At 63.3% G+C, this 12,511-nt stretch carries 11 protein-coding genes; 3 read left to right on the top strand and 8 right to left on the bottom strand.

Annotated features, from left to right (window positions below; genetic code table 11):
* Positions 1 to 11 precede the first annotated feature (11 nt).
* Positions 12 to 2,051, bottom strand: coding sequence for a methionine--tRNA ligase (metG, locus tag GYA95_RS17560; protein ID WP_015271555.1), 2,040 nt, complete (start codon positions 2,049 to 2,051; stop codon positions 12 to 14).
* Between the two features lie 158 nt (positions 2,052 to 2,209).
* Between metG and apbC the strand changes: the two genes are divergently transcribed.
* Positions 2,210 to 3,304: an iron-sulfur cluster carrier protein ApbC gene (apbC, locus tag GYA95_RS17555; RefSeq protein ID WP_015271554.1), complete on the top strand. Its 1,095-nt coding sequence runs from the start codon at positions 2,210 to 2,212 to the stop codon at positions 3,302 to 3,304.
* Positions 3,305 to 3,428: 124 nt separating this feature from the next.
* On the opposite strand, the gene GYA95_RS17550 is transcribed toward apbC, so the two are convergent.
* Positions 3,429 to 3,638: a cold-shock protein gene (locus GYA95_RS17550; RefSeq protein ID WP_003254922.1), complete on the bottom strand. Its 210-nt coding sequence runs from the start codon at positions 3,636 to 3,638 to the stop codon at positions 3,429 to 3,431.
* A 328-nt stretch (positions 3,639 to 3,966) separates the two neighbouring features.
* Here GYA95_RS17550 and dcd point away from each other — a divergent pair, with 328 nt between their 5' ends.
* Entirely contained in the window at positions 3,967 to 4,533 is a 567-nt protein-coding gene (gene dcd, locus GYA95_RS17545) for a dCTP deaminase (RefSeq protein ID WP_003258001.1), read from the top strand.
* Positions 4,534 to 4,626: 93 nt separating this feature from the next.
* Complete coding sequence (locus GYA95_RS17540) at positions 4,627 to 4,854, top strand: hypothetical protein (RefSeq protein WP_015271553.1); 228 nt, start codon at positions 4,627 to 4,629, stop codon at positions 4,852 to 4,854.
* 10 nt (positions 4,855 to 4,864) lie between these two features.
* Here GYA95_RS17540 and pdeM read toward each other — a convergent pair whose 3' ends face one another.
* The 6 genes from pdeM to GYA95_RS17510 all read right to left on the bottom strand — a co-directional run bounded on the left by pdeM (position 4,865) and on the right by GYA95_RS17510 (position 12,486).
* Positions 4,865 to 5,518 carry a ligase-associated DNA damage response endonuclease PdeM gene (gene pdeM / locus GYA95_RS17535; protein WP_015271552.1) on the bottom strand — a complete coding sequence of 218 codons (654 nt, stop codon included), beginning with the start codon at positions 5,516 to 5,518 and terminating at the stop codon, positions 4,865 to 4,867.
* Positions 5,515 to 7,968: a ligase-associated DNA damage response DEXH box helicase gene (locus tag GYA95_RS17530; protein ID WP_015271551.1), complete on the bottom strand. Its 2,454-nt coding sequence runs from the start codon at positions 7,966 to 7,968 to the stop codon at positions 5,515 to 5,517. Before GYA95_RS17530 ends, pdeM begins: the two co-directional genes overlap by 4 nt.
* Before the next feature lie 67 nt (positions 7,969 to 8,035).
* On the bottom strand, positions 8,036 to 9,151 hold the full coding sequence (locus GYA95_RS17525) for a succinylglutamate desuccinylase/aspartoacylase family protein (RefSeq protein WP_015271550.1): 1,116 nt from the start codon (positions 9,149 to 9,151) through the stop codon (positions 8,036 to 8,038).
* Between the two features lie 223 nt (positions 9,152 to 9,374).
* Positions 9,375 to 11,033: an ATP-dependent DNA ligase gene (locus tag GYA95_RS17520; protein WP_015271549.1), complete on the bottom strand. Its 1,659-nt coding sequence runs from the start codon at positions 11,031 to 11,033 to the stop codon at positions 9,375 to 9,377.
* Complete coding sequence (locus tag GYA95_RS17515; RefSeq protein ID WP_015271548.1) at positions 11,030 to 12,046, bottom strand: ligase-associated DNA damage response exonuclease; 1,017 nt, start codon at positions 12,044 to 12,046, stop codon at positions 11,030 to 11,032. The genes GYA95_RS17520 and GYA95_RS17515 overlap by 4 nt, the downstream gene beginning before the upstream one ends.
* A gap of 98 nt (positions 12,047 to 12,144) precedes the next feature.
* Positions 12,145 to 12,486 (bottom strand): hypothetical protein, encoded by a 342-nt coding sequence (locus GYA95_RS17510; protein ID WP_161551456.1) that lies wholly within the window; start codon positions 12,484 to 12,486, stop codon positions 12,145 to 12,147.
* Between the last annotated feature and the right edge of the window lie 25 nt (positions 12,487 to 12,511).

The raw sequence follows: 12,511 nt of genomic DNA, 5'->3' as shown, positions 1-12,511 counted from the left end.
AGCAGGTTTTGTTACTTGATGCGCTGGCCTGGCTTGGCACCGCTGTCCGGGCTCAGCAGGTAGATCTCTTCACCGCCAGGCCCGGCCGCCATGACCATCCCTTCGGACACCCCAAAGCGCATCTTCCGTGGTTTGAGGTTGGCCACCATCATGGTCAGCCGGCCTTCCAGCTGGGACGGGTCGGGGTACGCCGACTTGATGCCGGAAAACACGTTGCGGCGCTCGTCACCGATGTCCAGGGTCAGTTGCAGCAGCTTGTCCGCGCCCGGTACGGCCTCGGCCTTGACGATCAGTGCCACGCGCAGATCGACGGCAGCGAAGGTGTCGAACTCGATTTCCGCCGACAGCGGGTCCTTGGCCAGCTCGCCATTGCCGGCCGGGGCCTTGGCTTCGGCGGCCAGCAGGTCTTCCTTGCTGGCGGCGACCATGGCTTCGACCTTGGCCGGTTCGATGCGGCTCATCAGCGCCTTGAACGGGTTCAATTGGTGGTTTTCCAGGCGCGACAGGTGGTCGTTCCAGGTCAGTGGTGCCACGTTGAGGAAGGCCTCGGCATCGGCAGCCAGTACCGGCAGCACCGGCTTGAGGAAGATCACCAGCTGACGGAACAAGTTGATGCCTTGGGCGCAGATGGCCTGAACTTCATCCTGCTTGCCTTCCTGTTTGGCCAGCGACCATGGGGCCTTGTCAGCGATCCAGGCGTTGGCGCGATCGGCCAGCGCCATGATTTCGCGCATGGCACGGCCGAAGTCGCGGCCTTCATAGGCGTCGGCGATCGACGGGGCGGCCGCCAGGAAGGCTTCGGTCAGCTCCGGTGCAGCATCGCCAGCCACCATCACGCCTTCATTGCCCTTGTGGATGAAACCGGCGCAGCGGCTGGCGATGTTAACCACCTTGCCAACCAGGTCGGAGTTGACCTTCTGTACGAAGTCTTCCAGGTTCAGGTCCAGGTCATCGACGCCACGGCCCAGCTTGGCGGCGTAGTAGTAGCGCAGGTATTCCGGCTGCAGGTGGTCGAGGTAGGTGCGGGCCTTGATGAAGGTACCGCGCGACTTGGACATCTTGGCGCCGTTCACGGTCAGGTAGCCGTGCACGTTGACCGCGCTCGGCTTGCGGAAGCCCGCGCCTTCGAGCATGGCTGGCCAGAACAGGGCGTGGAAGTTGACGATGTCCTTGCCGATGAAGTGGTACAGCTCGGCCTTGGAGCCTTCGTTCCAGAACGCGTCGAAGTCCAGCTCCGGGCGGCGTGCACAAAGGTTCTTGAAGCTGGCCATGTAGCCGATCGGTGCATCCAGCCACACGTAGAAGTACTTGCCTGGCTCGCCTGGGATCTCGAAGCCGAAGTACGGCGCGTCGCGCGAGATGTCCCACTCCTGCAGGCCCGAGTCCAGCCATTCGGCCAGCTTGTTGGCTACCGCGTCCTGCAGCGTGCCGCTACGGGTCCACTGCTGCAGCATGGCCTGGAAGTCCGGCAGCTTGAAGAAGAAGTGCTGGGAATCACGCAATACCGGGGTGGCACCAGAGATGGCCGACTTGGGGTTCTTCAGCTCGGTGGGCGCGTAGGTGGCGCCGCATTTCTCGCAGTTGTCGCCGTACTGGTCTTCGGCCGCGCACTTGGGGCAGGTGCCCTTGATGAAGCGGTCGGCGAGGAACATGCCCTTTTCCGGGTCGAAATACTGGGTTACCGAACGGGTGGCGATGTGCCCGGCGTCTCGCAGGCGCGCGTAGATCAGGCCCGACAGTTCGCGGTTTTCTTCGCTGTGGGTAGAGTGGAAGTTGTCGAAGTCCACCAGGAAGTCGGCGAAGTCGCTGCTGTGTTCGGCCTGGACGTTGGCGATCAGCTGTTCCGGGGTGATGCCTTCTTTCTCGGCGCGCAGCATGATGGCCGAACCGTGGGCGTCGTCGGCGCAGACGTAGATGCACTGGTTGCCGCGCAGCTTCTGGAAGCGGACCCACATGTCTGTCTGGATGTACTCGAGCATATGGCCAAGGTGGATCGATCCGTTGGCATAGGGCAAGGCGCTGGTGACGAGAATCTGACGTGGCTCGGACATGGTGGCTCGGCTACTTATCTGGCGACGGGGTAAAAATGAGGTTGATCGGCCACTATAAAGGGCTGGCGAAGATATTTCACCCCGCATGCGCATCTGCTGACGATTGACGGGTTAGGATAGGCGTCTGTTTTACATTCAGTTTGCCATTGGGAGTCTCCATGAGTGCCGTCACCCGTGCCGCCGTCGAAGGCGTGCTTCGCCAGTACACCGACCCCTACCTGAACCAGGACCCGATCAGCGCCGGCTGTGTGCGCGCAATCGATATCCAGGGCGGCCAGGTCAGCGTGCAATTGCAACTGGGTTATGCCGCAGGGCTGTTCAAGAACGGCTGGGCCCAGGTGCTGCAGACCGCCATCGGCAACCTGGAGGGCGTCAGCAGTGCCCAGGTGTCGATCGACTGCGTGGTGGCTGCGCACAAGGCCCAGGCCCAGGTGCCGGCAATGGCCAACGTCAAGAACATCATCGCCGTGGCCTCGGGCAAGGGCGGTGTGGGCAAGTCGACCACCGCTGCCAACCTGGCCCTGGCGCTGGCTCGCGAGGGCGCGCGAGTGGGTATTCTCGATGCCGATATCTATGGCCCCAGCCAGGGCGTGATGTTCGGCATCGCCGAAGGCACCCGCCCGCAGATTCGCGAGCAGAAGTGGTTCGTGCCGATCAAGGCCCATGGCGTGGAAGTCATGTCCATGGCGTTCCTTACCGACGACAACACGCCGATGGTATGGCGTGGCCCTATGGTTTCCGGCGCGCTGCTGCAGCTGGTGACCCAGACTGCCTGGGACGACCTGGATTACCTGGTGATCGACATGCCGCCGGGCACCGGTGACATCCAGCTGACCCTGGCGCAGAAGGTACCGGTTGCCGGTTCGGTCATCGTCACCACCCCGCAGGACCTGGCCCTGCTGGATGCCAAGAAGGGCGTGGAGATGTTCCGCAAGGTCAACATCCCGGTGCTGGGCGTGGTGGAGAACATGGCCGTGCACATCTGCTCGAACTGCGGTCATGCCGAGCACCTGTTCGGCGAAGGCGGTGGCGAGAAGCTGGCGAGCCAGTATGGCGTCGACCTGTTGGCGTCGTTGCCGCTGTCGATGCTGATTCGCGAGCAGGCCGATAGTGGCAAGCCGACGGCGATCGCCGAGCCGGAAAGCCAGATTGCGATGGTCTATCAGGAGCTGGCCCGTCAGGTGGGCGCGCGGATCGTGCTGCAGGAAGCTGCTGCGCCGGCGATGCCTAGCATTACCATCAGCGAAGATTGATCTGTCAGATCGCGTCGCTCTCTTCGCGGGCAAGCCCGCGAAGCAGGCGACACGGTCTTTCGGCCAGGCATAAAAAAACCCGCCGGAAGGCGGGTTTTTTGAAAGCTAGGAAGCTTCGATCGACTTAGGCGATCTGAACTTCTTCAGCCTGCATGCCTTTCTGGCCGCGGGTAGCGACGAAAGTAACAGCCTGGCCTTCTTTCAGGGTTTTGAAGCCGTCAGCTTGGATGGCTTTGAAGTGCACGAACAGGTCGTCGCCCGACTGAGGGGTGATGAAGCCGTAGCCTTTCTCATCGTTGAACCACTTAACAACACCGGATTGACGGTTGGACATTTTTCTGTCTCCTTGGACAATTTGATAACGGTCAGGAAAAACCCTGGCCGGGACTGAGCGCAAAGAGAGCAGAAAATTCAGCGATGGGCCGATCAGGATCGTGCATCAAACTAGAGATTCTCGGTGTCACGTGCAGCACAGTGGCGCCACCTTACCCCACTTTCCGCAACCTGCCAATGGTCAGAAGGCGCTTTACGCAAATTCGGATCGACGGCGGCTGAAGCCCCCGCCCGGCGCGGGATGAGGCATGGAACTTTAACCTGGGCGCCGGGACCGGTAAGATGCGCGTCTCGAATTTTCACCTCGCAACTCTTCAGGACACCCCGCCATGAGCATCAAATCGGACAAGTGGATTCGCCGCATGGCGCAGGAACACGGCATGATCGAACCGTTCGTCGAGCGCCAGGTGCGCGGCGAACAGGACAGCCGGGTGATCTCCTTCGGCGTCTCCAGCTACGGCTACGACGTGCGCTGCGCCGACGAATTCAAGGTGTTTACCAATATCAACTCGGCCACCGTCGACCCGAAGAACTTCGATGCAGGCAGTTTCGTCGACATCAAGAGCGACGTGTGCATCATCCCGCCAAACTCCTTCGCCCTGGCGCGTACCGTCGAGTATTTCCGCATTCCGCGTGATGTGTTGACCATTTGCCTGGGCAAGAGCACCTACGCCCGTTGCGGCATCATCGTCAATGTCACCCCGCTCGAGCCCGAGTGGGAAGGCCATGTGACACTGGAGTTCTCCAATACCACCACGCTGCCGGCGAAGATCTACGCCAACGAAGGTGTGGCCCAGATGCTGTTCCTGCAGTCCGACGAAGAATGTGAAGTGTCGTACAAGGACCGTGGCGGCAAGTACCAGGGCCAGCGCGGCGTCACCCTGCCGCGTACCTGAGCCGACAAGCGCGGGGAATTCCCCGCGCCTTTGGTACTCCAACTGGATAACGCCGGTACGCATGACGCGTAGCGGCCTTGCCAGGAGCAGCCAATGAAACTCCACCCCGCAATCAGTGCCAAGCTGGCAGGCCTGCAGCCCAACCACGTCGGGTTGCTACCATGGTCACTGCTGGCACACCCGCTGCCGATGCAGGCGGGGGGCGTGCCCCACCAGCCTGACCCGGATACCCCGCAACCGCCGGAGCCCGGTGATACACCACCCATGGAGCCGGGCGAGCCGACCCTGCCGGACGAGCCTCCACCGGCACCTGTAGCCTGAGTGATCCGGGCTAGAGCGGCCAGACGCGGTCTGCACCGGTCAGGAACACCCGGCTGGCGCCCGTGGGGGCGATTTCCCAACCCCCGGTAAACTCACCGAACGCCGGCAGCAGGCTGACCTGTCCATCGATCAGGAAGCAGGGCAATCGCAGGCGTTGCCGAGCCTTGCCGCGCAGGACGAATACCGGGTGTACGTGCCCTGCCAACACCGGTTGGGTCGGGTGGGGGCGGGGTTCGTGCTGTAGCGCAAAGGGTTCCAACAGCCAAGGTTCGCTCACGACTTCGATACCAAGTGACGCGGGCGGGTCACCGGCGTTTCGATCGTGATTGCCGCGGATCAGCACGATTTTCAGGGTTCTGTGGCGCTCTCGCCAGGCCTGCAGCGTTGCCAAAGTTGCCGGCGCCTGCGCTGCGCGCGCATGCAGAAAATCGCCAAGAATGATCAGTTGCTCGCAATCATGCCTTGCCAGCAATGCATCCAGGCGGGAGAGTGTCGCCTCGGTGGTGCCGCGCGGTACCGGTTGGTGCAAGGCGCGATAGCTTGCTGCCTTGCCGATGTGCACGTCGGCCACCAGCAGAGCATGACGGGCTGGCCAGTAGATGGCCTTGTCCGAAAGCAGCCAGAGCACTTGGCCATGGTGTTCGATGGGTAGAAGGTTGGTCATTCCGTAGCGTCCGCCGCACTGTTCAGCTCCGCGACCATCCTCGCAATCCGGTCCGCCAGTCTCTCGGTGCTCAACGTTTCGCGCATGCCTTCCACCAGCAAGGCAAATGCCAACGGTCCGGGCCGTTTGAGTGGTCGCAGTTCCAGCTGTAACTGGCCCATCTTCAGCAATTGCCGGTGCAACCGCTCGATCTCCAGTTCCTCATTCAGCACCTCGTCCCGTGCCTGGGCCAGCAGCAGGTTGCCGGTGTCATGCTTGCGAAATACCTCATAGAACAAGCCGCTGGAGGCCTGGATCTGCCTGAGGCTTTTCTGCGCCGCCGGATACCCGCCAAACACCAACCCGGCAATCTGTGCGATCTCGCGAAAACGACGCAACGCCATTTCTCCTGCGTTGAGGCTGGCCAGCACATCATCCAGCAGGTGTTCGGTACCAAGTGCCTGCGGCAGGTGCGTCGTCCAGTCCACCTTGCCTGGACTGAGCAGTTCGAAACCGTAGTCATTGACCGCAATCGAAACCGAAAGCGGCTGCACGCGGCTCACCCGCCAGGCGATCAGGTTGGCCAGTCCAAGGTTGGCCATGCGCCCGGCGAACGGATACAGGAACAGGTGCCAACCCTGGCGCGACTTGAAGGTTTCTGCCAGCAGCGTTTCGGGGGTGGGCAGCGCCGACCATTGCGCCTGCAAGGCCAGCAGGGGGCGTACTGCACGCATCTCCGGGCTTTGAAAGCGCCCTTGGGATGCTGCGCCGAGCTGCTCGACCAGTGCGTCGGCCAGTTCGCTGGAGAGCGGCATGCGGCCACCATTCCAGCGTGCAACCGCTGCCTTGCGCGCGGTACTGCGGCGTACGTAGGCCGTCATGTTTTCCACGCGCACCAGTTCCAGCACTCGCCCGGCGAACACCAAGGTGTCGCCAGGGCGCAAACGGGCAATGAACGCCTCTTCGACGCTGCCCAGCGCCTTGCCCCCACCACCCTTGCTCCAGTACTTGAGCTGCAGGCTGGCGTCGCTGACGATGGTACCGATACTCATGCGGTGGCGACGTGCCAAACGTTCGCTGGCAACCTTGTAAGTGCCGTCGGGCTGGCGCTCGACGCGCTGGTAGTCTGGGTAGGCGCTGAGTGAGCTGCCGCCATGGCAGACGAAGTCCAGCGCCCATTGCCACTGGCTGTCACGCAATTCGCTGAAGGCCCAGGTACTGCGCACTTCGGCCAGCAACTGCTGCGGGTGAAAGCCGCTGCCCAAAGCCATGCTTACCAAGTGTTGCACCAGCACGTCCATGCACAAGCGCGGCGAATGCCGGGCTTCGATGTGCCCGGCTGCCAGGGCGTGCCTGGCGGCGGCTGCTTCCACCAGTTCCAGGCTGTGGGTGGGCACCAGAGTCACCCGGGAGCGCCGCCCCGGCGCATGGCCGGAGCGCCCGGCCCGTTGCACGAGGCGGGCAATGCCCTTGGCGGAACCGATCTGCAGTACTCGCTCCACGGGCAGGAAGTCCACCCCCAGGTCCAGGCTGGAGGTGCAGATCACTGCCTTCAGGTTGCCTTGCTTGAGGCTGCGCTCGACCCAGTCACGGGTATCGCGGGCCAGTGAGGCATGGTGCAAGGCAATCAGCCCGGCCCACTCGGGGCGTACCTCGAGCAGGGCCTGGTACCAGAGTTCGGCCTGCGCCCGAGTGTTGGTGAAGACAAGGCAACTAGTGCTGGCATCGATCTCCCGGCTGACCTGATCGAGCATCTTCAAACCCATGTGCCCGGCCCAGGGGAAGCGCTCGATGGCCGTTGGCAGCAGGGTATCGACCTGCAACTGCTTGTCCTGTCGGCCTTGTACCAGCAGGCCGCCTTGTGGCAGCAATACGTCCAGCGCATGTTGGAGATTGCCGAGGGTCGCGGACAGGCCCCAGGTCGGCAGGCTCGGGTGCCAGTGGCGCAGGCGGGCCAAAGCCAGTTGCAGTTGTACTCCACGCTTGTTGCCCAGTAGTTCGTGCCATTCGTCCACCACTACCAGGCGCAGTGTGGCGAAGTCTTCGCGAGCTTGTGCCCGGGTCAACAGCAGCGTAAGGCTTTCAGGGGTAGTGACCAGTACGCTGGGCAGGCGCCGTGCTTGCCGGGCACGTTCGGCACTGCCGGTGTCGCCGCTGCGAATGCCCACGCTCCAGGGCAGGCCCAGGTCGTCCAGCGGCATCTGCAGTGCGCGGGCGGTGTCGGCGGCCAAGGCTCGCATGGGGGTAACCCACACCACCTGCAAGGGTGCAGCATGACGTCCTTGGGCTTCGGCCTTGAAGGCCCTCAGTGCGGCGAGCCATACCGCGTAGGTCTTGCCGGCACCGGTACTGGCATGCAGCAAGCCGGATTCGCCCCGTTCCACGGCGGCCCAGACGCGGCGCTGGAAAGCGAAAGGCTTCCAGCCACGCTTGGCGAACCAGGCCTTGGCGAGGTCGGTGGCGGCGGGCATGGGGCATAGGGTCCTTCGGTGGCTGTGTTTCTACAGACAACCAGCCAGGCGCAATGGTTTTACCGGATCAGTTTGCCAGCAGATAGCCGCTGCGGCACACCTGCTCGCCTGCGACGTGGGCGATGACCATGCCTGCGGTAGCCATGCGCCGTACGTTACGTGCATACAGCAGGCCGGGCTGGCTGTTGCGGATGGCCGTCACCCGGTCGCTGAGCGGGTCGATGACTTCAGCGATCAACTGGCCCGCCTCCAGGTGCTGGCCTGGCCGGGCGTGGTACACCAGCAACCCGCCCAGTGGCGTTATCACCGGTTCTACTGCGGCCAGTGGTGTGGCCGGGCAGCGCAAGGCGGGCAGGGCCGGGCTTGCGCCTTCGATGACCCCCGCATGGGTAAGGAAGTCGAGGATCGCCTGGCAGTCCTTGCTGGCCAGGTCGTGGCTGACATCGGCCTGGCCGCGCAACTCGACGGTGACCGAGCAGCAGCCCAGCGGAATCGGGAAACGTTTGCCGAAGCGTTGTTGCAGCTGCCACCAGACCAGGCTGAAGCATTCATCGAACGACTGCCCGCCAGAGTCGGTGGCAAGCAGGCTGGCTTGGGCACCCAGGTAGCGGGCCAGAGGTTCGATCTGCGGCCAGGCGTCTGGCGTGGTGTACAGGTGCTCGACCGCCTCGAAGTCGCAGTGCAGGTCCAGCACCATGTCGGCATCGCAGGCAAGGCGCTGCAATATCAGGCGTTGGGCCTGCAGCGGTGTGCGCGCCGGGTGTGCGTCCAGCCCCCGCCGCAGGTATTCGCGGATCAGCGCGAGGTTGTGTGCCGGGTCTTCGGTCAGGTGTTCTTCGATCTGGTCGCCGATGCTGTCGGAAAGATCGACGAAGTTACGGTTGAAGTTCTCGCCGCTTTGCAGTTCGAATCGTCCCAGCGGCGCGTCCAGCAGCACTTGTTCCAGGCCGACCGGGTTGGCCACCGGCACCAGGATGATCTCGCGCTGCAGGCGGCCTTGCTGTTCCAGTTCACCCAGGCGGCTTTTGAGGTGCCAGGCCACCAGCATGCCGGGCAGCTCGTCGGCATGCAGCGAGGCCTGGATATAGACTTTGCCGCCACCGCGAGGTCCGAAGTGGAAGCTGTGCAACTGGCGGGTGATGCCCGGAACGGGCGAGAGCAGGTCGTGAGTTGAGTGGTGCATGGTGGTCCTGGGTGCGTGGCGAAAACGGTCTGCGACACAGTCGGCACAAAGATGGAAGCACAGTTTTCGGGCTTGCGCCTCCTTCGATTGCGCCCCGATTACCCCGTCGGCTTCTTCGCGGGCGTGCCTGCTCCCACAAGGAACCTCACAATCCTCCCGGCCTGTGATGAACCTGCGGGAGCGGGCGTGCCCGCGAAAAAGCCAACGCCGTATCGAAATGGTTTCAGGCCAGCAGCGCCTGCAATGTAGCCAGGTCATCCGCTTCTTCCACTGGCTTGTCCAGCCGCCAGCGCAGCATCCGCGGAAAGCGCACGGCGATGCCGCTCTTGTGCCTCCTGGACAGGGCGATGCCCTCGAAGCCCAACTCGAACACCAGCGTCGGCGTCACGCTGCGCACCGGCCCGAAGGTTTCAACCGTGGTCTTGCGAATGATGGCGTCGACCTTGCGCATTTCTTCGTCACTGAGCCCTGAATAGGCCTTGGCAAAGGGGACCAGTGCCCGACCCGGCGTACCGGCTGGCGCGTCCCACACGGCGAAGGTGTAGTCGCTGTACAAGCTGGCCCGCCGGCCGTGGCCGCGCTGAGCATAGATCAGCACGGCATCGACGCTGAACGGGTCGATCTTCCACTTCCACCAGGTGCCCATGTCCTTGGTGCGCCCCACGCCATACAACGCCTCTCGCTGTTTCAGCATCAGCCCTTCCACCCCCAGGCTGCGGGACTGTTCGCGCTGGCGGGCAAGGTCGGCCCAGTCCTGGCCTTCGAGCAGAGGCGAGAGCAATACCGGGGCCAATGGGTGCTGCTCAAGTACCTGCTCCAACTGCTGGCGGCGTACATGCTGCGGGCGGCTGCGCCAGTCCTCGCCTTGCCATTCCAGCAGGTCGTAGGCCTGCAGCACGACCGGGGCGTCGCTCAGCAGCTTCTTGCCCAAGGTCTTGCGTCCCAGGCGCTGCTGCAACAGGGCAAATGGCTGCACAGCCAGCTCAGCCGCTGAGCCACCAGGTTTCCAAACCAGGATCTCGCCATCGAGCACGACACCGTCGGGTAACGTCTGCGCCAGGCTGTGCAATTCGGGGAAGCGTTCGGTGACCAGTTCCTCACCGCGCGACCAGACCCACAGCTGGCCTTCGCGCTTGACCACCTGGGCGCGAATGCCGTCCCATTTCCACTCGATTTGCCATTCGCTCGGCGGCCCGAGCAGTGTATCGAGCTGTTCGGTTGATACCTGCAGGGGGTGGGCCAGGAGAAACGGGTAGGGCTGGCCGCCACGCAAGCTATGTTCATCGTCTGATTCCGGGGCTATCAGCCGTTGATAGCTGGCTGCCGTCGGGCGGTGGCTGATGTCGGTGTAGCCAACCAGGCGCTGGGCCACGCGTTTGGCATCCAGCCCGGCCAGTTGCGCGAGGGCGCGAGTGACCAACAGCTTCGATACGCCCACGCGAAAGCTGCCAGTGATGAGTTTCAGGCAGAGCATCAGGCTGGGGCGGTCCAGCTGGGCCCAAAGAGGCGGCAGGCGTTGCTGGATCTCCTCGACCGGCAGGTTCCGCAATGGCAGCAGATGGGCTTCGACCCAGCGGGCGAGGCCGTCGTCGCCAGGGTGGCGGCTTTCCGGAACCAGCAGGGAAATGGTTTCGGCCAGGTCGCCAACGGCCTGGTAGCACTCCTCGAAAAGCCAGTCAGGCAGCCCCGCCAACCTGCCGGCCAGCTCCCGCAGCACGCGTGTAGGCACCAGCTGGCGGGGGCGGCCACCTGCCAGGAAGTACACCGCCCAGGCGGCATCCACAGGCGGGGCGGTGTTGAAGTAGTCGCGTAGCGCCTTGAGCTTTGCAGTGCTGGAGGTGGTCGCATCCAGCCTCATGTACAGCTCGGCGAATGCTTTCATGCGCCTGGCTCCGTGGTCACAATGTCATCTTCCTCACCGTACTCGGTCACGAAGGCGCGGGCATCGAGGCCTTGTTCGATGAGGTAGCGCACCAGCACATTGACCGAACCATGGGTGACCATCACGCGTTCTGCGCCGGTCTGGCCGATGGCCCAGAGCAATCCCGGCCAATCGGCATGGTCCGAGAGCACGAAACCTCGGTCTACCCCACGCCGGCGTCGGGTGCCGCGCAACAGCATCCAGCCACTGGCAAAGGCATCGCTGTAGTCGCCGAAACGGCGCATCCAACTGCTGCCACCCGCCGAAGGCGGTGCCAGGACCAGTGCCTGGCGCAGCAGCGGGTCGTTGCGAGGGATATCGCCGACATAGCGGGTTTGCGGAAGGTAGACGCCAGCGTCCCGGTAAACCCGGTTGAGTGGTTCGACAGCACCATGCACGAGGACAGGGCCAATGTTGGCGTCCAGCCCGTGGAGGATTCGCTGGGCCTTGCCGAAGGCATAGCAGAACAGCACGCTGGCTTTGCCCTGTTCGCTATTGGCGCGCCACCAGTTATTAATGCCGGTGAAAATCTCGCCCTGGCTGGGCCAACGGTAGATGGGCAGGCCGAAGGTCGATTCGCTGATGAACGTGTGGCAGCGCACCGGTTCGAACGGCGTGCAGGTGCCGTCGGGTTCCACTTTGTAGTCGCCGGAGGCGACCCAGACCTCGCCCTGGTACTCCAGGCGCACTTGCGCCGAGCCCAGTACATGCCCGGCCGGGTGCAGGCTCAGGGTTACGCCATGGTGCAGCAGGCGTTCGCCGTACGGCAGGGTTTGCAGGTGGATGTCCTGGCCCAGGCGGCTGCGCAGGATGCCGGCGCCTGAGGCGGCGGTGAGGTAATGGCGGTTGCCGACGCGGGCATGGTCGCCGTGACCATGGGTAATAACAGCGCGGTCTACGGGGCGCCACGGGTCGATGTAGAAATCACCGGGCGGGCAGTACAGGCCTTCGGGGCGGGCGATGACGAGGTCCATGGCTCAACGTCTGGAGTAGGGCTTGCTAGGTCAGAGTGGCGAGGCCTGCGACAAGTTCTATGTGTGAGGCAGCCCTCTTGAGGGCTGCCAGACCCGCGTCAGGAAATAGCGACCTTCCAGCCCGATTTTCGGGCTTCTTCGATGCTGATCTTGGCGACGCGGGCGATGTTCAGGCGTTTGCCGTCATGCATCAGATATGGCGAAGCGCGGAAGTGATCCCAAGTGGTATCGACGCTGTCGGGCAGTAGGTCCTCGGAGTCATAAGTGATTTCCAGGGTGACGGGTGAAGAAACCGCAGGGGCGCTGGCATCTCCGTCGCTGATCATGCGGTAGTCGGCGATTGCGGTTCCCAGCCAAAGTTGTGCATTGACGGTAGCGCCAGCTGGAACTTTGAGCGTATCAGGCCAGGAAATTTCAATTTTCAGGGTTTCTGTAGCCATGTTCATCATCCTCTTGATGGAAAGT

It is taken from the genome of Pseudomonas asiatica (assembly GCF_009932335.1).
GTDB classification, from domain to species: Bacteria; Pseudomonadota; Gammaproteobacteria; order Pseudomonadales; family Pseudomonadaceae; genus Aquipseudomonas; species Aquipseudomonas asiatica.
The sequence above is the reverse complement of the archived record's forward strand: the minus strand, read 5'-3'. Positions and strand labels throughout refer to the sequence as shown.

Coding starts and splice junctions, on each gene's coding strand:
- pdeM (WP_015271552.1), bottom strand. CDS start 5,518: ATGACCAACCTTCTACCCATCGAACACCATGGCCAAGTGCTCTGGCTG.
- GYA95_RS17520 (WP_015271549.1), bottom strand. CDS start 11,033: ATGAAAGCATTCGCCGAGCTGTACATGAGGCTGGATGCGACCACCTCC.
- GYA95_RS17525 (WP_015271550.1), bottom strand. CDS start 9,151: ATGCACCACTCAACTCACGACCTGCTCTCGCCCGTTCCGGGCATCACC.
- dcd (WP_003258001.1), top strand. CDS start 3,967: ATGAGCATCAAATCGGACAAGTGGATTCGCCGCATGGCGCAGGAACAC.
- GYA95_RS17530 (WP_015271551.1), bottom strand. CDS start 7,968: ATGCCCGCCGCCACCGACCTCGCCAAGGCCTGGTTCGCCAAGCGTGGC.
- GYA95_RS17510 (WP_161551456.1), bottom strand. CDS start 12,486: ATGGCTACAGAAACCCTGAAAATTGAAATTTCCTGGCCTGATACGCTC.
- apbC (WP_015271554.1), top strand. CDS start 2,210: ATGAGTGCCGTCACCCGTGCCGCCGTCGAAGGCGTGCTTCGCCAGTAC.
- GYA95_RS17550 (WP_003254922.1), bottom strand. CDS start 3,638: ATGTCCAACCGTCAATCCGGTGTTGTTAAGTGGTTCAACGATGAGAAA.
- GYA95_RS17540 (WP_015271553.1), top strand. CDS start 4,627: ATGAAACTCCACCCCGCAATCAGTGCCAAGCTGGCAGGCCTGCAGCCC.
- metG (WP_015271555.1), bottom strand. CDS start 2,051: ATGTCCGAGCCACGTCAGATTCTCGTCACCAGCGCCTTGCCCTATGCC.
- GYA95_RS17515 (WP_015271548.1), bottom strand. CDS start 12,046: ATGGACCTCGTCATCGCCCGCCCCGAAGGCCTGTACTGCCCGCCCGGT.